This is a genomic window from Myxococcales bacterium (assembly GCA_012517325.1).
GTDB lineage: Bacteria > Lernaellota > Lernaellaia > Lernaellales > Lernaellaceae > JAAYVF01.
Map to the genome: position 1 here is coordinate 63800 of JAAYVF010000085.1, position 21027 is coordinate 84826.

The 21027-nt window shown below is 60.5% G+C and carries 16 protein-coding genes and 1 pseudogene; 9 read left to right on the plus strand and 8 right to left on the minus strand.

What is annotated here, in order from left to right; genetic code table 11:
• Positions 1-25: 25 nt before the first annotated feature.
• Entirely contained in the window at positions 26-760 is a 735-nt protein-coding gene (locus tag GX444_14810) for a porin family protein (GenBank protein ID NLH49850.1), read from the minus strand.
• 782 nt (positions 761-1542) lie between these two features.
• Between GX444_14810 and GX444_14815 the strand changes: the two genes are divergently transcribed.
• Positions 1543-2121: a hypothetical protein gene (locus GX444_14815; protein ID NLH49851.1), complete on the plus strand. Its 579-nt coding sequence runs from the start codon at positions 1543-1545 to the stop codon at positions 2119-2121.
• A 105-nt stretch (positions 2122-2226) separates the two neighbouring features.
• Here the strand turns inward: GX444_14815 and GX444_14820 are convergent, their stop codons facing one another.
• Positions 2227-4173 (minus strand): TonB-dependent receptor, encoded by a 1947-nt coding sequence (locus GX444_14820; protein ID NLH49852.1) that lies wholly within the window; start codon positions 4171-4173, stop codon positions 2227-2229.
• A 147-nt stretch (positions 4174-4320) separates the two neighbouring features.
• Between GX444_14820 and GX444_14825 the strand changes: the two genes are divergently transcribed.
• The 5 genes from GX444_14825 to GX444_14845 all read left to right on the plus strand — a co-directional run bounded on the left by GX444_14825 (position 4321) and on the right by GX444_14845 (position 10279).
• Positions 4321-5379, plus strand: coding sequence for a transglutaminase family protein (locus tag GX444_14825; GenBank protein NLH49853.1), 1059 nt, complete (start codon positions 4321-4323; stop codon positions 5377-5379).
• A 64-nt stretch (positions 5380-5443) separates the two neighbouring features.
• Complete coding sequence (locus tag GX444_14830; GenBank protein ID NLH49854.1) at positions 5444-6076, plus strand: hypothetical protein; 633 nt, start codon at positions 5444-5446, stop codon at positions 6074-6076.
• A gap of 26 nt (positions 6077-6102) precedes the next feature.
• Positions 6103-7269, plus strand: a complete 1167-nt coding sequence (locus GX444_14835; protein ID NLH49855.1) for a hypothetical protein — start codon at positions 6103-6105, stop codon at positions 7267-7269.
• 344 nt (positions 7270-7613) lie between these two features.
• On the plus strand, positions 7614-8729 hold the full coding sequence (locus GX444_14840) for a hypothetical protein (protein ID NLH49856.1): 1116 nt from the start codon (positions 7614-7616) through the stop codon (positions 8727-8729).
• Between the two features lie 656 nt (positions 8730-9385).
• The gene (locus GX444_14845; protein ID NLH49857.1) at positions 9386-10279 is read left to right on the plus strand and encodes a hypothetical protein; all 894 of its coding nucleotides are present in this window, start codon (positions 9386-9388) and stop codon (positions 10277-10279) included.
• Here the strand turns inward: GX444_14845 and GX444_14850 are convergent.
• The 6 genes from GX444_14850 to GX444_14875 form a co-directional block, all read right to left on the minus strand.
• The gene (locus GX444_14850) at positions 10230-11261 is read right to left on the minus strand and encodes a hypothetical protein (protein NLH49858.1); all 1032 of its coding nucleotides are present in this window, start codon (positions 11259-11261) and stop codon (positions 10230-10232) included. The two genes, GX444_14845 and GX444_14850, sit on opposite strands and share 50 nt — an antisense overlap.
• A 16-nt stretch (positions 11262-11277) precedes the next feature.
• The gene (locus tag GX444_14855; protein ID NLH49859.1) at positions 11278-12165 is read right to left on the minus strand and encodes a YitT family protein; all 888 of its coding nucleotides are present in this window, start codon (positions 12163-12165) and stop codon (positions 11278-11280) included.
• Between the two features lie 149 nt (positions 12166-12314).
• Positions 12315-12491 (minus strand): hypothetical protein, encoded by a 177-nt coding sequence (locus tag GX444_14860; GenBank protein ID NLH49860.1) that lies wholly within the window; start codon positions 12489-12491, stop codon positions 12315-12317.
• A gap of 113 nt (positions 12492-12604) precedes the next feature.
• A complete protein-coding gene (locus GX444_14865; protein ID NLH49861.1) occupies positions 12605-13150 on the minus strand; it encodes a DUF2284 domain-containing protein in 546 nt (181 codons plus the stop codon).
• Between the two features lie 46 nt (positions 13151-13196).
• Complete coding sequence (gene gltA, locus GX444_14870; GenBank protein ID NLH49862.1) at positions 13197-15506, minus strand: NADPH-dependent glutamate synthase; 2310 nt, start codon at positions 15504-15506, stop codon at positions 13197-13199.
• A gap of 25 nt (positions 15507-15531) precedes the next feature.
• Positions 15532-15942 (minus strand): response regulator transcription factor, encoded by a 411-nt coding sequence (locus GX444_14875; GenBank protein ID NLH49863.1) that lies wholly within the window; start codon positions 15940-15942, stop codon positions 15532-15534.
• A 174-nt stretch (positions 15943-16116) separates the two neighbouring features.
• Here GX444_14875 and GX444_14880 point away from each other — a divergent pair, with 174 nt between their 5' ends.
• The 3 genes and pseudogenes from GX444_14880 to GX444_14890 all read left to right on the plus strand — a co-directional run bounded on the left by GX444_14880 (position 16117) and on the right by GX444_14890 (position 21018).
• Positions 16117-17472, plus strand: coding sequence for a HAMP domain-containing histidine kinase (locus GX444_14880; protein NLH49864.1), 1356 nt, complete (start codon positions 16117-16119; stop codon positions 17470-17472).
• A 722-nt stretch (positions 17473-18194) separates the two neighbouring features.
• Positions 18195-18293: pseudogene (locus GX444_14885) on the plus strand (serine protease).
• A 568-nt stretch (positions 18294-18861) separates the two neighbouring features.
• Complete coding sequence (locus GX444_14890; protein NLH49865.1) at positions 18862-21018, plus strand: tetratricopeptide repeat protein; 2157 nt, start codon at positions 18862-18864, stop codon at positions 21016-21018.
• Positions 21019-21027 lie beyond the last annotated feature (9 nt).

Consider the following 21027-nt stretch of genomic DNA (forward strand, 5'->3'; position numbering starts at 1 on the left):
AAGACTGTCAAACGATAGTTGCCGGCTAGCGCAAACGGCCGATGGCAAAGGTGACGCACAGCCGCAACAGGACCGGGCGGTCCATGGTCACGGTAAATTTGCCGTAGGGATCGTCCAGGTCGAATTCCGGCTTGAGCAGCGGGAAATCGGCCCGCAATTCGCCGCCGATCGCGCCGGTATGCATCTGGTGCAGATAGCCGAAGCCGGCGTTCGCGCGCCAGTTGGTGAACGACGAGGTCGAGGTGTCGCCATCGTCGCCGGTCTCCGTGGCCAGCTTGGCGCTTTCCCAGGCATAGCCGCCTCCGGCCAACAGGTAAATACGGTCGGCGCCCGAAAGAAAATAACGATAATAATTGGCGGAAATGCTCATCACGTTGACCGCGAGCGTCGAACCGCCGTCGTAATTGCCCTCGTAGCTGTCGACTTGCTGCTTCCAGTGGAAACTGAGCAACTCGTAGCCGGCTTCCAGGCCGATGCCGTTGTCGCCGAACGCCGGAATCAGTGCGACGTGCGCCGAGATGCCCGGCAGGCCGGCGGTATCATTGCGCAGGGTGTAGGTCAGGTCGTCCTCGCGCGATTCGGCCTCGGCGGAAAAAACCGGCATGAAGATCATGCCCAGGGCGATGCTCAAAAAGCCGTAGGCGTCGGTGCCCAGCGGGGTTTCTTCCGGTCCGGGCTGGGTGATGACCTGGGCGGCGGCCGGTCGGGCGACGGCCAGGAAAAGCAGGCAAACGGCGATCAGCCGGATCAAATGCTTCAAAATAAACGCTCCCTATTTAACGGGCAGTGAGTGTAGCCTTGCGGCTTGTCGCGGGTCAAGGCGAGAACTGTTTCAGTGACGAGAATTATCGAGAATGCGGCTCGGCGGCGTCGAACGCGCCCAATCGCCAAAAAACTCATAATTAGGATATTCATTAATCAATCTTGAAATGGATGAACGCTGCCGATACTTTATCTTGACTTGAAAACGAAGGGATAATATATTTATTCCATCTTCTTCGTTCTTTACACTCGGTGCCAACTTTGGAGGTAAACATGACACGTAAGTCGCTTCTGTTCCTGGTGTTGCCGTGTTTGGCAATCGCCGCGATCGGCTTTGCCGCATGGCACGATTCTTGCCACCCAACAACCAAAAATAACCAGTCAACAACTCTACGATGACAGCCTCGAGGACATGTGGGGGCTCGGCGACGGCGGTTATGCCGAGTGGACAGCCGTCGGTGGCGGATCGCCGATCGCCCCGGAGGGGCGAAATATTTCAGCCTGGGGTGAAAACCCCAGGAATCGAGATGAAGTAACGTCCGCCCTGAAGGGGCGGAATAAACGAAGCGATCCATACCGCTTTTCGCAATAGGTCGCCCCTTCAGGGCGAAAAATGGACACCTCCTGTTTCCTGGGGTTCCGTCCGCTACGGACTCCATCCCTGGCTACGATATGACGCCCCCTTGGGGCGAAAAGAAAAGCAGGCAGATTTGAAACACTTGGGAAGCGGCGACGGCGGCTATCGCGGCGTTTGGCCATAAAATTGAAATGGAGTGAATCATGAAATCATACACCATTCTTTTTCTGGCCACTTTATCGATCTGTGCTCTGTCAGTAGTGATGTGTGATGATAATGACGATGATGATAACGACGACAACAATAGTGATGATGATTCCTCCGGTGATGTTTTCGAGGGACCCGATTGCACCGGATACGACTACCCAGAGTGCGACACGGATGAGGATGTCTCCCCGCATTTGTTATCCGTGACGATTATCGTCAATGGAACGGCGGAACCTCAGCCGGTAACGATAAAACAAGAAGACGATTTGGTTTTGGCGATTGAATTCTTATTTCCCGGCGACCTCAATCAATTATGTTATGGCCACCTTTTCCTGGTGAAAAACGGCGAGGCATTCTGCTTTGATGCGATCAGCGGTTTAATCGGTGAAAATGCGTTTCCGATCGGAGTGGGCGGGATCTGTTCCACTGAAGAAAACGGAGAACCTTTTACCTTCAATGTGGATCCGTCCAATTTCCTCAACGGCGAGGGCGCGCCCTACTTCCTGGAAATCTCCAACGCCTGTGCGACGCGTAGCAATCGGTTGCCGCTGGATATCGTGACGGTGGCGGAATAGCAGAGGCGGATGGCAGCACGGCGTGGAAGGTCAGGTGATTTTTCGCGCCGCTTTTACATTTTGCCCAAAGATCAGCGCAATTTATTTCGGATTGGCTGGAAAAATTCAGTACGTCAGTTTCAGTCCCGCGTTGTACGTCCGTCCCGGTTCGGGGAAAAAGCGGTTTGTCTCGTAGGGCACGTCGAAGAGGTTGCGGCCCTGCGCGTAGATTTCCACCCGGTCGCGGTAGCTGTAAAACAACCGCGCGCCGGTCAGGGCGTAGGCCTTCATCGTGTATTCGCGGCCGTCGACGATGTCGGCGCGCTCCCCGGCCGCCTGCACGTTGACGGCCAGGCCGAAGCCCATCGGGAAACGATAACGAGCCTCGGCCGCGCCGGTTACCTCCGGCACGTAGAGCGGTTGGATGCCGTCGCCCGATTCCTCGTCCAAGACCTTCTCGTACGTGCCGTTGGCCGACAGGAACAGCCCGGTCAGCGGCTGCGAAACCGCTTCCAGCGTCAGGCCGCGCGACAGCCAGTCGGCGTCGTTCGCGAAAACCAGGCCGTCGCCGGTCTCGTTGGCGACCAGCACGATGCCGTCCGTCCGTCGTTGCACGAATCCGGTCAACGTGAGGCGCGTCTGCCCGGCCAGACGGCCCAGCAGGGCGAGCTCGAGGTTGTCGATCGTCTCCGCCGTCAGCTCCGGATCGCCGAGCGTCCGGTCGAACCATTGTTCCACCGTGGGCAGCGACGGGTTGCGGCCGGCGGCGAGCCGGACGCCGAGTTGCGGCAGTGGATCGGCCGTCGCCGCGAGGCGGCCGTGCCAGACCGTCAGCGGATCGCCGGGCGTCAGGGTATCGGAACGTAGCGGATTGAGTTGCGCGACGCCGGCGCCGGCGCCGACTTGCAGCCAGCCGAGCGGCAGCAGTTCGTCGTCGGCCGCCGCGCCGAGGCGCTGCAGGAAAAAGCGGGTGTGGTGGCGGTCCTGGATGAAAAATTCGGCCTCGTCGCGCTGGCCGTAGAGGCGCAGGCTGGCGCGGCTGGCCGCGCCGAAGTCCAGGGTGGGCGTCAGGTCGCCGCCGGCCCGCTTCTGGCGGAAGTGCCGCTCGCGCAGCAGGTCGGTGTAGGCTTCGTCGGCGTATTCGTCGCGCTGCTCGTCCAGGTCGTACAAATAGGCGGTGCCCTGCAAATGGAACGGGCCGAAGGCGCCCAACCGCAGGTTCAGTTGCCCGCCGATGCGGTTGATGTCCGGGAAGCGATAGACCTCGGTCAGCGGGTTGACGGCGTCGAAGGGCACCTCGCGGTCGGTCGAATCGTAAAACAGGGTCGCGTGGGCCGAGCCGGCGTCGCCGAAGAGGGCGCCGATCCGGGCGCGGTAATGGTTGCGGTTGAACGCCGAGCCGTCGCGAAGGCCACCGTTTTCGTGGCGCGAGGCGTCGTAACTCGCCGGCAGCGGCGCGCCGGCGGCGGTGTAGCTGCTGGCGGTCGCGAAGTATTGCAGGGCGTGAAACGTGTCGCCCAGGCCGAGGGAAAACAAATTCATCCGCCGGTCGCCGAACCGGCCGTCGAACCGCGTCGTGAAGTCCTCGCCGGCCTGCCGGGTGACGATTTCGATGACGCCCGCGCCGCCTTCCGCGCCGAAGATCGCCGGCGCCGGGCCGGGATAGATGCGCAGGCGGGAAATCTGATCGGCGGGCAGATCCGCCAGGTCCGTCGAGCCGAACAGCGCGTGCGACACCGGCATGCCGTCCACGAAAACCGGCAGGCCGGCCGGGCCCGCGCCGCGCACCCGCGCCAGGGTTTCGCCGCGCTCGGTCCAGCGGTCGGCGTGGTAGACGTACACGCCGGCGGCCAGCGGCAGGGCGTCGGCGGCGGTTTGCGCGCCCCAGGCCACCAGGTCTGCGCCGGTGATTTCCACGTAGGATGCGGTGCGCAGCGGGCTGTTGCCGAACGAGTCGTCGAGCACCGCGCCGGCGGCGAAGGGCAACCCGTAATCGGCGCCGCCCTCGTCACCGGCCAGGGCGGCGGCGATCGGCAAGAGCAGCAACATGACGGCCAGGGCGATCGGTTTCATGGTTCCTCGATGAGGTGGATGAAAAATCTTATGATTCGGCGCGGCGAACCGTCAACCGGCGGCGCGTTTTTTTTCGCGGGGCCAAAATGGCCCGGCGGGCGGCGATGCGCCTTGACCCGGTCCGGCCGCGGCACCATCCTATCTTTTATGAAACGAATCGGTCGAATCGTCTGGTTGGCGGCGGCGTTGGTCCTCGGTTGGACGGCGGCCGGATCGGCCAACGTGCCCGATTTATGGCAGCTCGGCTACCGGCCGTTCGATCCTTTCATGCCGTCGAGCCTGTTGGACCGCCAAAACCAGGACCGCGAACGGTTCAAGGTCACCGTCAGCGCCTACTTCATCGTCCAGCGCAACCCGCGGCAGCAGAACGTCAAGGTTTATCTGCCGCTGCCGGCCGACGATTACTATCAAACGGTTTACGTCTCGCGCTTCAAACCGGCGCCGACGGAGATTCTCAAAAGCCGCTACGGCTACGAGATCGCCGTCTACGATTTCGGCCCGGCGACGCGCGGCACGTCCTTCGCGGTGCAGTACGAGGTCGAGGCGACCGTCGGCAAGATCGGCTGGGCGGTCGGCCCGGAGATGGTCGGCCCGCTGGCGGAGATTCCGGAACAGGTCAAGCAGGATTACCTGGTGGACGGCCGCTTTTACCGGATCAACGATCCGGAAATCCGCGCGGCGGCGCTCGAGGCCGTGGGCAACGAGCGCCATCCGTATGCGATGCTCGCCCGGATCGTGCAATTCGTGCACGAGCGCCTGCAGTACCAGCTCGACGGCCGCAAGGTCGATGCCGTGATGACGCTGCGCCTGGGCCAGGGCTCGTGCAGCGAACACAGCTTTTTACTGATCGCCCTGGCGCGACACCTCGGCCTGCCGATGCGCTACATGTCCGGCTCGTTCTACAAGCCCAGCGTGTTCACCCGCTCGTTCTACGACCGCGTCAACCACAAGATCGTCGAAGCCTTTCTGCCTCGCCTGGGATGGGTGCCCGTGGAAAGCACCGGCTCGCGCCACCGGGCGGTCTTCGACCCCGAATCGCTGATCGGCGAATCCGCCCACCGGATGCTGTTTTTCGCCCACGAACCGGAGCCGGGGCTGGCGCCGCTCGATCCGCGCAACAACATCTTCACCCAGAACCCCTTCGACACCGGCTCGGACGTGGCGCTGTCCGGACGCGTGCTCACCCACTGGGAACGCTTGCGCTGACGCCGCCTTTTTCGGTTGCCGCCCGGCGGGGAGAGTGGTAGCTTGACCCGCACCGGGAGGTTTTATGCGTCTGGGCCGCTTGTTGCTTGCTTGCCTGCTGACGACCGCGCTGGCGGCTTGCGCCGCGAACCGGGTGAAAACCGACCTGACCTACGAGGGCACCTACCACAGCTACGAACAATTCGTCGACACCTGGACGCGGACGGGCCGGATTTACCACTACTTCGGCACCCAGGCGATCGTTTCGGCCACCTATTTCTCGCTGCCGATGCGGCGGGCCTTCGCCTCGGAATGGGGCCGGGCCTACGACCTGCCGATGGAGGAGCGCGAGAAGGTGTTGGACGAGCAGATCGACCACGCGAAGAAGCGCGTCGAATTCGTGATCTCGTTCTACACGCCGAAGGAACGCTTCAACGATCTGGACGAGCCCGACAGTTCCTGGCGCCTGTGGTTGATCGACGCCCAGGGCGTCAAGGTCGAGGCCTCGAAAATCGAGCGGCTGCGCATCCGGCATAAAAAAGAATACCTGTTTTTCCCCAGCTACACCGAATGGAGCCGTTTGTACCGGGTTTATTTCCCGGCGGTGGGGCCGGACGGCCGGCCGCTGGTGACCGAATCGGGCGCCGTGACGCTGCGCGTGACGGGCGTGGAGGGAATGGCGGACCTGGTGTGGGAGATCGCGCCGGTCGCCCACTGACGAATCGACGGAGCCGATCGCCGGAAATGTCGCGTGGATTTTTTCTTCGTTTCGCCCGCCTGACCGCGACCCGCGTCGTCGGGTTGTTCATTTTGCTTTGGCTTTCCGTGGCGGTGCTGCTGGCCGCCAACGACGTGTCGCGCCCGTGGCTGCTTTCCTACGGCGCGGTGACGCTGGTCTTCGCCTTTTTCGTCGCCGGCTGGGCGATGCTGCGCACCGCCGCCCGCCTGCGCGGGCTGCTCGACGAGGGCGACGCCCCCGACGGCGGCCTGCTGCTCGAGGCGCTGCCCTGCGCCGGCATGGCGCTGTCGCGCCGCGGCAAAGTCCGCGCCCTCAACAATCAATGGCTCGAACTGCTGGGCCTGCCGCGCAACCAGGTCTGGCACCGCCATTACGCCCGTTTTTGCGATCCGGCCCTCCGCCGGCACCTGGACCGCGCGTTTCGCACCGCCGAAGGCGCGGCGAATCTCTTCCTGTCCACTCGCCAGCCGACCGGAACCAATGTCTTTTTCCAGGCCGATATCCGGCCGCTCGGCGAGGGCTGGCTGGTGGTCGCGCGGCCGCTGGCGTACGGCGATCAGGCCGAGGCGGATTACGAGGCCGACCGGCTGCTGCAACTGGGCAAGGCGACCGCGGGCCTGTTGCCCGCGCTGGCCCGGCGCCTGGAGGACGATTCGCCCGACCGCTCCGCTCTCGAGGCCCTGGCGGCGCTGGCCGAGTGGCTGGTCATGCCGCCCGCCGAAACCAGTGCCGTCGCGCTGTCGTCCCTGTCGGCCGAAACCGAAAAGATCGTCCGGCCGATCCTCGCCGCGCGCGGGCTGACCTGGCGGCGTGGCGTCGCCGACGACCTGCCGTCGATCCAGGGCCGGCCGGCGCGGCTGGCCTACGCGCTGCTGGTGATTCTGTTGTTCGCGATCGATCACGCGGCGCCGGGCGGCGAGGTGTCGGCCGCGGCGGAAAAAACCGGCAAGGATCTCGAACTGTCGATCGAATTTCCGCCCGATCCCGATTCGCCCGTGCCGGACAACCCGTTCGTCCTGCTGCCCGAAAACCCGTCCTTCGGCCTGGCCGTCGCTCGTCAGATCGCCCGCGAAATCGACGGCGACCTCCACTTCCACGCCGCGCCTCCCGCGGGCCGCTGCCGCTTCCGCTTGTCGCTGCCCGTCGCCGGACGCACGGCGACGATTGATTAATGCGGAATGGCGAATGGTAAGAGCGGCGGCCCTGCCGCGATGATCTGGCTTTCGGTAAACATTTTTGTCCGCGAACTTGGCATGAATAATCTTGGGCGCGTCACCTGTCGATTCGCCGCATGACGGGTCGCGGCATTCGAAGTCGATGTATTTCCGCTGAGTATGATTGAAAAGATTGATTAATAAAGAATTGTCTTTCAGCAAAAATCCGGTTATGATTCCCGGCCGGTAGGTCATCCCAGAAAAATATCCCGATTAAACAATACGAGAAAATCAGGTTGATGTATTGGTTGATATTCATTCATGTAGCGGCGATTCGGACGATAAAATAGGAGCGGCGGCAAATGAGTAAGTATTGGCGGCGCATCGCGGTGTTCGGACTATTGGCGATCCTGTTCGGCCTGGCGGGTGCCTGCGAGGCCCCGCAAGGCGATACGGAATCATCGGATTCGGCATTCTCGTTTGCCGATCCGGCGGATAGCCCCTTTGTCTTTCAGCATCCATCCTGGCCGCTGGCCGCCGCCTACCGGGACGGGCGGATTCATTTGTCGATCGACGGCCGCCGGGAGGCGATTTCGCTGGAACTGCCGCGAAGCGGCGGCGAGGCCGGCCGCGAAAACGAATCTTCTTTTTCGCCTTGCGAGGGACGAGAGCCGCAAACTTGTCTGCGTTTCGCAACGGCCGATTACCGACTCGAGCTGTCCGGCGATTCCGGCGGCGTACAATTGAATTTTACCATTGATCAAAGCGCGGTGACGAACGAGTTGACGTTGACCTGGCCGTGGCGGGGTGAAGGTTGGCAAACCGCGCTCAACCCGAAGATTTCCCGCGTCGAATTTCGCCGGGACGGGCGGGCCTTGTTGGCGCTGCAGGTGCGTGCGGCGACCGATGCCGCCGGCCGCGATATCGCGCCGGTCTGGTCGCGCGACGAAACGGGCGCGCCGGTTTTGTCATCTGCCGAATCGGCGGAAGCGCTCGCGTTTCCGGTGATGCTGGTTTGCGAGATTTTTTATCCACTCTGGGTCTGGCGGGTGACGGAGGAGCTGCCGGATATGGATTCATTATCCAGCGCTTATTTGGATGAAAATGACGAACAGATATATCTGTTGGGTGATCAATGGGATGGTGTGAGGTCCGATGCGCATTTGGTTGTCTATAATTCGGCCGGGGAAAAAATCAAGGATTATACACGGCAATATTTGGACTATTATCAAAGTTATTATTATAAAATGTTGAAAGTCGGAGACGTTGCGTATGTTTCTGGCGGTACTGCCGATTATTATAATTGGGAAGGCGAAATTGTTTTAGCCTCTTATCATGATCTTTCAGGTTTTCAGTGGTCGGTTCAACATGATTGTCCGGAAGATTATTGCGTGGGCAATGATTTGGCAATAACAAGCGAAGATAACATTGTGATAGTCGGTAGTGTAATGAATTCGGCAAAAAAAAACAGGCAATAGCGATCGATATTAATAGTACCGGTGAAATTGTCTGGGAGGATATTCTCGATTATGGAACAGAAAATTGTCAGTTATATTGTGGATATTCGGATATTGCCATTGACGCGGAAGATAATATAATTGTCGGTGGAGTGACCTTCAAAGACTGGATTAATGATGACAATATTGCCGATCTCCTTTTAGTTAAATATGATTCACAAGGAAACAAAACTTGGGCGATAATTCGTGATAACGAATGGCAATTAGATGATGTGCCCGATTCGGTGAAGGTCGACACGGAAAGCAATATCTATTATGCGTACAAGTATTATAGCGATACCGAATCGAAATCGAATTTGCTATATCACCTAGGACTGATAAAATATGATAAAGATGGAAATGAACTCTGGAATTATGATTCCGATTTAATGGTTTATGATTTCCATTTAGGATCACACTATTTGGATTCGGAAAACAATAGCTATCTAGTAGGGAATATATTCGATGAATATAATAGTGTTGAGATATATAAGATAATCAAATTAAATGCGGAAGGTCAGATTCTCTGGACGTATAGTTACGACAATCCCGATTATTCCTCTGAAATCGATTCCCTGGTCATCGATGAGAATAATAATGTATATATTGCCGGATCGCGGGATAGTGAAACCGGTTATATGATTGCCAAACTGTCGCCGGCAGGCATCGAGCAATGGGTGGTGGAAACGCCAAGACATTCGTTGGATTATGTTGGCTTTCCGCTTCTACAATTCAGCAAGAACGGAAATCTGTACCATTATATTGGCTATTATGAACTATATCTCGACAAAATTGCCGACAGCGGGGACTGCTTCATCGACGGCACGCGTTATCTCGAAGGCGCGGTGAATCCCGAAAACGTTTGCCAGGTCTGCGACCCGGCCCAAGCGCAAGACGAGTGGTCGGCGGCGGAAAACGGCACCGCGTGCGACGACGGCGTCTGGTGCAACGGCGATGCCGACCAGTGTCTCGACGGGGAATGTGGAACCCATAGCGGCAATCTGTGTCCGGACAACGGGCTCTTTTGCGACGGGCCGGAAGTCTGCAACGAATCCACCAATGCCTGCGAAAGCGCCGGCAGTCCCTGCCTTTGGTGCGAGGGCTACTTCACTTGCGACGAGGGGACGGACGCCTGCGTGTTCGACCATCTTCCCTGCCCGGACGACGGATTGTACTGCGACGGCACGGAAGAGTGCGGCGAAGAATCCCATGAATGCGGTCATTCCGGCGATCCATGCGGCACGGGCGAGATCTGCAATGAGGAAGCAGACGCGTGCGATTCGGCGGATGACGACGATGACGACAACGACGATAATGATGACAATGACGACAATGACGACAACGACGACAACGACGACAACGATGACAATGACGACAACGATGACAATGACGACAACGATGACAACGATGACAATGATGACAATGATGATAATGACGACAATGATGATTGGATCGACGACGACGATGACACGACCGGAGGCGTCAGGGCCGGCGGCGAGGATAGCGACAACGGTTCCGGTTGCAGCTGTTGAGAAAAATCAGCTTGCGGAGAATTCCGTTATCGGGCGGTTCATCGCTGATCCGCACCCGCAACAAGCCGGGTGTGTCGGCGTCGCAGCGGGTGAAACGCCAGTCGACGCGGCCCGTAGCCCAGGGGCCGGCGGCGGTCGGCCCGATTTCCAGCTTCACCATCAGACCCCAGCGATAAAAAGCGAAACGCGGCCCGAAAAAGCTGAAATCGCCGAGCGAAAAGGCCAGCGGTTTTTCCCGGCCGGTCGCGGCATCCGGGTAACTCGTCACCGGTTGCGGCGTGTGCGGGTGGTGGCCGATCACGGCGTCGCAATTCGCCAGCAGCCGCCGGCCGAGCGCGACCGTTTCGCGGCGCGGAAACCATTCCAGCTCGTATCCCCAATGCGGAAAGAAAATGTTGAACGAACCGGGGCGAAAAAGGCCGGCATCCGGCGTGGCGCCGTGCGATAAATACGCGGAGGCGTGATTGCTCCAGCGGGTCCAGGCGATCAGCCGCAATTCCGGGCACGGCGCGGCTGACGGTTCGTCGGCCGTGCCGAAGACATGAAAGCCGCGCTCTCGCAGCCGCGCGATCGAGGCCCGACAGGCCGCCTCGCCGAAATCGGCCGCGTGGTTGTTGGCGACCGACCAATAGGTCTTTTCCGGCGGGAACAGCCCGGCCAGCGCGGCGAGGGTGTCCGGCCGGTGAACCTGATCGAACGGCATCGTCTTGCGGGCGGCGGTCAACGTGCCCTCGAAATTGGCGACGAGGAAATCGGCGTCGGCGAGAAAATCCGCCACGGCCGGATCGACCGTGAGCCGGCGACCGTGCGGGTCCATCACGTCACCGAGAAAGGCGATGCGGCGGCGCGGCGCGATTTCGTTGAGCGTCGCCGACGAAGGCAGAAACCGGACGCCGGTTTCGTCGGCGCGTCGCGGGCCGGTCAGGTTGCGCCACAGCCAGCCCGCCGATTCGCGCCAGTCGTAAGGGGTCGGCCATCGCATCGGCGGCCTCGCGCGGTCAGATCGGCAGGCGCTTGAAGCCCTGGCCGATGACTTCCACCGTGCTGGTCACGGTCGTGAAACTGTGCGGATCGACTTTTTCGACGATCGCCTTGGCGTGCGACAACTGCCGGTTGGTGATGATGCAGTAGACCAGTTCTTTCTCGTCGCACGTGTAGCCGCCGAAGCCCCGCAGGTAGGTCACGCCGCGGTTGAGCTTGTTCATCAGGGCGTCGCCCACCTCGTGCGGCTTGGCGGTGATCACGATCAGCGCCATCGTCTTGTTGAAGCCCAGGATCGTGCGGTCCATCGAATACGACTCGAACCAGATCGAAAACGCCGAGGCGAACGCCGCTTCCATCGTGAAGCGCAGGCCCAGCAGCATGACGATGACGCCGTTGAGGGCGAACTGCGTGCTGCCGATGCTGGTCGAGTAGTACTTGCGCATGATGGCCGCGACGATGTCGGTGCCGCCCATCGAGCCGCGCGCCCGAAACGCCAGCCCCACGCCGACGCCCGACAGCAGGCCGCCGAGGATCAGCGACATGTACAGGTCGTCGACCACCCGCAGCTCGGCCCACGATTTGGTCAGGTCCAGAAAGAACGACAGCGACACCATGCCCACCAGGCTCCACAGCACGAACTTGCGGTTCACCAGGATCCAGCCGGCCACGAAAATCGGAATATTGAGAATGAACATCCAGGTGCCGACCGACAGCACCGGCGTGAGGTAATAGATCAGCAGCGCGATGCCGGCCACGCCCGCCGTCAGCAGTTTGAACGGCACCAGGAACAGGTTGACGCCGGCCGCGGAGATGAAGCCGCCCAACGCGATCAGAAACATGCGCCAGGCGAACTTCTTCCCGTTGAAGTTGTCCGCGATCAGCCAGGATTTGATTTTTTTCATCGCCGTCATCCTCTTCGACCGGCCGGGAACGGCCGTCAATCGGGGCGGATCATAATCGGAATGGGCGCGGGTGAAAAGTCGCGAACGCAACTCCGTCTCTTGCGTGGTGACGTCACGCCGTTGCTGGATTTGCTGCTGGAATGGATGATTTACTTTTTCGCCGCTTTTTTCAGCTTCGCCACCACGGCCGGATCGTACATGCAGCACACGCCCTTCTTTTCGACGGGCTCGATCTTGAGTTCGGCCAGCAGTTTTTTCAGCGCCCCCGACGAAATCCCCAGTTCCTTGGTCAACGCCCCCGACGACAGCAATTTCTTTTCCGCCATGCGATCCTCCGGTTGATTCAGTTTGTTTTAGCCGGGATTCAACCCTCACCCCGGCTTCGCCGACCCTCTCCCATTTCCGGGAGAGGGTGAAAACCGCCGCCCTCATCCCGGCTTCAATCCACCAAAAGCAGGCAATACAGATTGATCGGTTCCTCGCGCGAGGTGACGACCTCGATCGGCAGCCCCGCCGCCCGCGCGGTCGAAAACACGTCGATCCCGCAGGCTTCCATCGCCGGGCGGGCGAGGTCCGGGTGGCGGCAGTCGTCGAAGTCGCACTCGTCGCACAGTTCGCACGGGCCGGCGGCGAGGGCGAGGGCGCGTTCGAAGCCGTACAGAAACAACGTCCGTTCGGCCGCGCCCATGATCCGGCGCAAAGGCGGCCATTGCCGCACCGATTGAATTTCCGAGGGGAACCGGACCAGTAGGGCCCTACGGTAGCCGGCCAACAGCCGGCGGGTTTCCTCGGGCGAGGGCGAGCGCGGCGGGCACGTCAGGCAGCCGCCGTACCCGCGGCAACCGAACTTACATTTAGCCAGCACCCAATCGGCGACCGCAACCGCCGCCGCCGGAATTTCCACCACGTCGCCCGCGCCCCGGCGCTTGAGCAAGGCCTGGACCTTGGCGGGAATAGGACGAAGCCGGCGTTCCGTGTCGTTCATGCAATTCATGGATAGCCGAATCGCTGCGGGATGGCAACGGGCCGGCTCAGGCTTTCGGCGGTCGGTTTCGCAAATACTCGTCGATCGCCCGCGCGGCCTTCTTGCCCGCGCCCATCGCCAGGATCACCGTTGCCGCGCCGGTCACGATGTCGCCGCCGGCGAAGACGCCGGGGAGGTTGGTCGCGCCGGTTTCCGGGTCGGCGACGATGTTGCCCCACTTGTTGGTCGCCAAATGCGGCGTCGAACGCGTGAGCAGCGGGTTGGGCCCCTGGCCGATGGCGATGATCGCGATCTGGATGGGGATCACGTGTTCCGACCCGGGCACGGCAACCGGGCGGCGGCGGCCTGAAGCGTCGGGCTCGCCGAGTTGCATGGTCTGGCATTCGACGCCCGACAGCCAGCCCTTGCCGTCGTCGATGAACCGCACGGGGCTGGTGAGCAGGCGGAAATCGACGCCTTCCTCTTCGGCGTTCTCCACTTCCTCGGCGCGCGCCGGCAGTTCTTCCTTGCCGCGGCGGTAGATGCAGTACACCTTCTTCGCGCCCAGCCGCAGGGCGATGCGCGCCGCGTCCATCGCCACGTTGCCGCCGCCGAAGACGGCCATCGTGTCGGCAATGCGCACGGGGGTGTCGTAATCGGGGAAGCGGTAGGCCTTCATCAGGTTGACGCGGGTCAGGAACTCGTTGGCCGAGTAGATGCCGTTGAGGCTTTCGCCCGGGATGTTCAGGAAGTACGGCAGGCCCGCGCCGGTGCCGATGAAGGCGGCGTCGAAGCCGTGCTCGGTCAGCAGTTCGTCGAGCGTCGCCGCCTTGCCGATGATGTAGCTGGTGTGGATCTTCGCGCCCAGCCGCTGCACGAATTCGACCTCGCGCCGCACGATTTCCTTGGGCAGGCGGAATTCCGGAATGCCGTACACCAGCACGCCGCCGAGCGAATGGAAGGCCTCGAACACCTCGACCGCGTGCCCCAGCTTGACCAGGTCGGCGGCGACGGTCAGGCCGGCCGGCCCGGCGCCGATCACGGCCACTTTCTTGCCGGTGGGGGCCGGCGCGGCGGGCGTTTCGTACACGGCGCGATCGGCCTGGTAATCGGCGACGAAGCGCTCGAGGCGGCCGATGGCGATCGGCTGGCCCTTGCGCGCCAGCACGCACACTTCCTCGCATTGCACTTCCTGCGGGCAGACGCGGCCGCAGACCGCCGGCAGGCTGTTGACGGTTTTGATCAGTTCGGCGGCCCGCAGGTACTCGCCCTGGGTGATCAGCTTGATGAACTCGGGGATCGGCACCTCGACGGGGCAGCCCTTGGTGCAAGGCTTGGCCTTGCATTGCAGACAGCGCATCGCCTCGGAGCGGGCCAGCTTGGGCGTGTAGCCCAGCGCCACTTCCTCGAAATTGGTGACGCGCACCCGCGGATCCTGGCGCGGCATGTCGATCCGGTTTTTCTGCTTCTCAACCGATTCCTTGCCGCCCTCGGTGACCATGTAATCCCACAGCGCGCGGTTTTCCTCCGAGGCGTACATCCGCTGGCGGGTGAGCAATTCCGCGAAGTCGACCAGGTGGCCGTCGAATTCCGGCCCGTCGACGCAGACGAATTTGACCGCGCCGCCCACGTTCACCCGGCAAGCGCCGCACATGCCCGAGCCGTCGAGCATGATTGAGTTGAGGCTGACCTCGGTATGGATGTGCTGGGGTTCGGTGACCTTGCAGACGGCGGCCATCATCACCACCGGGCCGATCGCCCAGACGCGGTGGAGCGGTTCGCCGCGGGCGATCACGTCGGCCAGCGCGCCGGTCACGAAACCGTGCTTGCCGTAAGAGCCGTCGTCCGTGCAGACGATCACCTCGTCGCAGAATTCGCGCAGTTCGTTCTCCAGAATGATCTGGTCGCGCTGGCGGGCGCCGATGATCGCCAGGACGCGGTTGCCGGCCTCCTTGAGGGCCCGCGCGACCGGAAAGATGGGAGCGACGCCCACGCCGCCGCCGATGCAGGCCACGGTGCCGTAGTTGGCGATGCGCGACGGTTCGCCCAACGGGCCCACCAGATCGAGCAGCAGGTCGCCGGTGACCAATTCGGCCAGGCGGCGGGTCGAGGCGCCGACCGGCTGGAAAATGACGGTGATCCAGCCTTCGCGGCGGTTGAAATCGACGATGGTCAGCGGCAGGCGTTCGGCTTTTTCGTCCATGCGCAACACGACGAACTGACCGGGCTGGGCCTTGGCGGCCAGCACCGGCGCCTCGAGCTTGAACTCGATCACCGAACGGTTCAGGTCGCGCCGCTGCAAAATTCGGGTATTGCGGAAACCGTCGCCCTGGCAAGTGCGCTCGGCGGGGAGTTGATCCGCGTGTGGTGAGTGCATGTTTTCTTCTCCTTGCCGGTCGCCGTTAATGGGAAGCGGTTTTTTCCCGGGTCAACAATTCCTGAATCTTGGCCAGCACCACCTTGGGGTTGTAAGGCTTTTCGAAAAAGGCGTCGGTTTTCATCCAGTGGCCGTCGCGTTGCTGATCGAATCCGAACCCGGTTTTTTCGCGGACCGCCGAAACCATGATGATCGGAATCTCACGCATGACCGGATCGCTTTTGATCGTTTTGGCCACGGTAAAACCGGTGTCGTGGCTCTCGACCATCAGATCCAGCAGGATCAGATCGGGCGCGTCGAGCCGGGCGCGCTGCAGCCCCTCGATTCCCGTCTTGGCGGAAATCACCTCGTAACCCTCGTTTTGCAGCAGCGCCTGGAGGGCGAAAACGACATCCGGGTCATCGTCGATAATCAGAATCCTGTTTTTTTCGCTCATCGGTTCCATCTCCACCGTCGCCGAAACGCGACATTCTATTGACGATAACAACGATCCGGCGCCTTTTCTAAGATTTTTTCCGTTTTGTCTAGATTAACCGTCTTCGATAGTTGCTTGGCGACCGCCGCCTTGTTAGCATGAATAAGTACCTTCTCCGGCGGTAACGAAAAGCGGATGTATGCTTCCACGCACCACCTCCCGGTCGAACAACAACTGGCGATCGCGATTCGTCTGTTCACCCGGGTCCGCTGGATTCCGCCGCTGGCCATCCTCGGCGGGGGCGTTTTCTTCAAGGAAGTCCTGGGTTTAAATCTCTCCATCGAGGCATTGGCGCAGATCGCGGTTTGGATCATCGCCTACAACGTATATTTGATGCGGCGGCAAATCTGCAGTACGGGGGCCGCGGTCCCCGATCTGCTGCGTTGCGCCAACCTTCACATGTTTTTCGATTATTTTTCAATAACCTTGCTCGTTTACTACACCGGCGGCGTTCTATCGCCGCTCGTGTGGTTCTACTCCATCCACATCATTATGTCGTGCATCTTCTTTAAAAGAAAGAAGGTCTTGCTTTGGACCGGCATCTTGTGGCTGGCCCTGGCGGCGTTGTTTCTCGGTGAGTTTTTCGGCTGGCTGCCGCACCAATGTGTGTACGGCGTGTCGTTTGACGGGTTGCACCGGCGGCCGGGATTCATCCTCGCCGTTCTCGGCGGCGCGGCGCTGCTCTGGGGATCTCTGATCTGGCTGGTGACGATGATCGTCGAACGTGTCCGCGTGGCCGAACAGGACGAGCGGACTTTGCAGGTTCAATACAAACAGGCCCTGGACGATCTGACCGAATCCGAAAAAAGGCGGACTCTGTACCGGCGGGTGCTGACCCACGAACTGCGCAGCCCGGTGGCGGCGGCGCAATCGTTGGTCCGCATCATGAATACCGGGGCGTTCGGCGAATTGCCGGAACGGCAGCGCGGGGTGATCGAGCGCGTCGGCAACCGGTTGGATCAAATGGAATTGATGGTGCGCGATCTGCTGACCATGGAGCGGATCGGCCGGGAAGAGTTCAAACTCGAAACCGTGCCGCTGGCGCCGCTCCTGAAGGAAATCGTCGAGATGTATCTGCCGCAGATGGAGGAGCACCGTTTGCGGCAGGAAATCTCGATCGATCCGCAAGCCGTGGCGCTGGCGGATCCGGAGGATCTGCGGACCATTTTCAGCAACCTGATCAGCAACGCGGTCAAGTACAATCGCGACGAGGGTTTGATCCGAATTCGCGCCGAGGCGCGGGACGGCGCGATCCATCTGGAGATCGCGGATACGGGGATCGGCATCCCCAAGGGGGATCAAAAACGCTTGTTCGAGGATTTCTACCGGGCGACCAACGCCAAGGAGCATACGGTGCAAGGCACCGGCCTTGGTTTGTCCATCGTTAAAAGCCTGGTCAGGCAAAACAACGGCCTGATCGAACTGGAAAGTGTGGAAAACCAAGGCACAACCATCCGCCTCGCCCTCCCGCGAGCAACCGGTTCGGACTAGGGTTTACCGGGATTTTTTCTCAATTTCCGACAAATTCAGTGAGACTTGCGATTGATAAAAACTCGATTTGAACGGCACCTGCCGAGCGCCGAACCGGGTTACCCAAAACCGGCGATCTGGAAAAGTCCAGGTAAATCAAGGGCCAATATAAGAAATAAACCATCCTTGGATACGAAATTTACCGGCGGAAATGCTTGACACCGGAAAAATGATCCGCGTAGAATAAACGAAGGTTGGCTTTGGCGCCCTAGAGGGAGGACGCCAGAAAGTAGAAGGGGACTTTTTTAAGATCTCAGGTTCCCTGTCGGGTAAATCGGCTTAACGTGAGGATACGGTTCACGATCCTAGCAGGAAACGTGCGCCGTAATTGATCGTTGAATCGTTATCCGTTGCAGGGGGCATGACGATCCGCCACTTTTTGCATTTAAACGTGGTCATAACACGTAGGCGGATCGTGATGGGATTGTGAACGGTTGGGCGTCGCTACTCATCCTTGTCGAATCAGCCTTGCGACGTCGCACGAAGAAAAGAGGATCTGGATGGCAGATCGGTTTAGCAAGCGGAACCGCTTTTTCCTGAAGGCGGGACTGCCGCTGGTTTTGCTGATGGCTTGCGCCTTCGCGGTCTGGGCCGCTCCGGCGCAAACACCGGACGAGGACGAACCGCCGGCCGAAGATTCGACCCCCGCCCCGTCGCCGACCCCGCCGCCGTCGCCGACTCCGGCGCCGACTCCGCCCCAGCCTCTGCCGCCGCCGCCGCCGAACGCGACACCGACGCCGATGCCGGCCGCCGAAGCGACCCCGGCCCCCGCGCCGGCCGCCGAAGCGACCCCGGCCCCCGCACCGGCCGCGCAGACCGAAGTGAAGGTCGAGCGCCTGAACGCGGAACAAATGAACCAGTTCGAGGAGAGCTTGGTCGACCTGCGCGAACGGATCATGAAAAGCAAGGCGCGGCTGATGCAGCTTCGCGAACAGCTCATGCTCGGCTCGGTTTCGATCATCAGCCTGAAGATCAATCACAACCACGAGGTGGGCGGCACCTTCAAAATGGAGTCGCTCAGCTACACCCTCGACGGTTTCGAAATTTACTCCGGGGTCAGCACGCCGGAAAACGATCTGGAGAAACTGGGCAAGTTCCCGGTCTACGAAGGCAGCCTGCTGCCCGGCGATCACCTGCTGGTGGTCGACATGATTTTCCGCGGGCGCGGCTATGGCATTTTCAGCTACCTGAATCAATATCTGTTCAAGGTCAAGGCGCGTTATTTGTTTACGGTGGCCGAGGGCGATGTGGTCAACCTAGACGTCGTCAGTTACGACGAAGGCAGCTTCCTGACCAGCCTGAAGGATCGCCTGCGCGTCAAGTTCGAAAAGAAATAGAGTGAGGCCTAGCGTGCACCGTTCATTGGTCGTCGCCTTCGCGCTCGTTTTGGTTCTGGGAATGACGGTGGGGTCATCCGCCAAGGATGAGGGTGGCCCTCTGGTCGATCACCTGAATCAATTGAACGTGAAAATCGAGCAACTGCAAAACGAAGTCGCCGACTTGGAAACGAATTTCGGCCGGGAAGTCGACGAGCGCGAACGCCTGATGCTGCAGCGCAGTTTCGTCGAAGGGCGCGAATTTTTCTACGAGTTGCACGATTACCGGGGCGCTTCCGAGGTCTTTTACGGCATCGTCAACCATCCGTTGGCCTCCTCGCTCCCCAATTACAACGCGGCGATCTTCTACCTCGCCGATTCGCTTTTCCAAAGCGGCTATTATCCCGAAGCCAAGTCCCAGTACGAGCGGCTGATTCAAAAAGGCCCGTCCGACTACTATGCCATGAGCCTGATGCGGCTGATCGAAATCGCCGTGGTGCAGCGCAATTATTCCGAGGCCGAACGGCTCTATTCGATCATGCTCTCGAAATTCCCCGAGGGCGAGGACGGCAGCCTGGGCCGGTACATCATCGGCAAGTCCTATTACGAGCGGGGCGAAACCGCCAAGGCCATCGAAGTCTTCGATTCGATCTCCGAGGAAGGATCCTTCCACGCCACCGCGCAGTATTACGCCGCGGTCTTGTTCATCAAACAGAAGAATTTCCAGGAAGCCGTCAATCGGTTGCGCCGCCTGAAGAAAGAGCTCAAGCACGACGTGGCGAACAAAAAAGCGATTTTCGCCCTGACCCACCTTGCGCTCGCCCGGATTTACTACGAGATGAACGACTTCCCGCAGGCGATGGCCAACTATTCCGCCGTCCCCGAGGACTATCAGGATTACCCGGAGGCCTTGTACGAATCGATCTGGGTGTTCATCACCCGGAACGATTACCTGCTTAAAGCCATTGAAGACGAACGGGACAGCTACGAAAACATCCTGTTCGATTTCGCCTCGTTCCGCGAAGCGGTGGATTCGCAGGATGACCAGGAAAGCCTGTCTGAAGTTGTCGCCGAATCCGACAAATTGCAGGCCGATCTCGATGAAATGAAGGGCATGTTCGACGAAGTCGACAGCAGCCTGGCTCGGTTGCAGGAAGAGGCGATCGGCAGTTTCAACAAACTCGTCCAGGCCGCCCCCAACAGCCCGTTGGTGGCCGACGCCGAAATCCTGGTCGGCAACATCTATTCGCAGGTCGAGGACTTCAAAACCGCCGATCAATGGTTCAAACGCCTGAAGCAGAAATACGAAGACTTCTATGCCAGCATCGAGGCCGCGCAGCCGCGGCTGACCGGCGCCGATTACGTCGGCGTGGTCGCCTCGGCGTCCAGCTCGTTGAGCGACGGTTCGCCGATGTCGCAAGCTTCGTTGCGGGGCCTTCCCGAGGAAATCGCTTTCTGGCTGGCGGTCGATCCGGACGTCCGGAAAATTTTCGTCCTGTACGACGCGGCGAACAACGAGCGGCAAAACGTCGGCAAAATGCGCGAAATGATCGGCGACATCGAAGTGAAACTCCGCGAGCTGGAAGTCGGCGGCGAATATCCGTTCTACCGCGAGGCCAATCGCCGCAGCTTGCAGTACCGTTCCGAAATCGAAAGCTTCCAGGTCGAATTGCTCAATCTGCGCAACGAAGCCGGGCAGTCGCCGGACGAGGCGGTGAGGAATCACGTCCAATCCGGCGTTAGCGGCCAGGAAGGCGTGTTGAGCAACCTCCAAAGCCGGCTCGGCTCCCTCAATGTGAAAATCGACGCCAAAAAGCAGGAACGGCTGAACTACTTCCGCCAGGAATTGGCGGTTTTACGGCAACCGCTCGACGAATACGACCGGGCCTCCAATGCCCTGATGGCCAGTTCCGGCGGCACCTTGGCCACGGTGGCCGCCGCCGAAATGGCCGATATCGAACGGACGGTGGCCGAGTACGTGCAAAAAGCCGATCTGGGCATTATCGACGTGGCGTGGCGCTCGACGCGCGGCTCCTCGCGGGAAATCCGCAAGTTGCAGCACCAAATGGAAGAAGAACTGCACCAGCTACAGCGTTCGCAAAGCCCGCAGGAAAGCGCTCCGGCGCCCGCGGATGGCGAAAAGTCTAATCCGACGCCGCCCGCGCCGTCCGGCGGCGGGAGCGGGTCCTGAGATGACGAG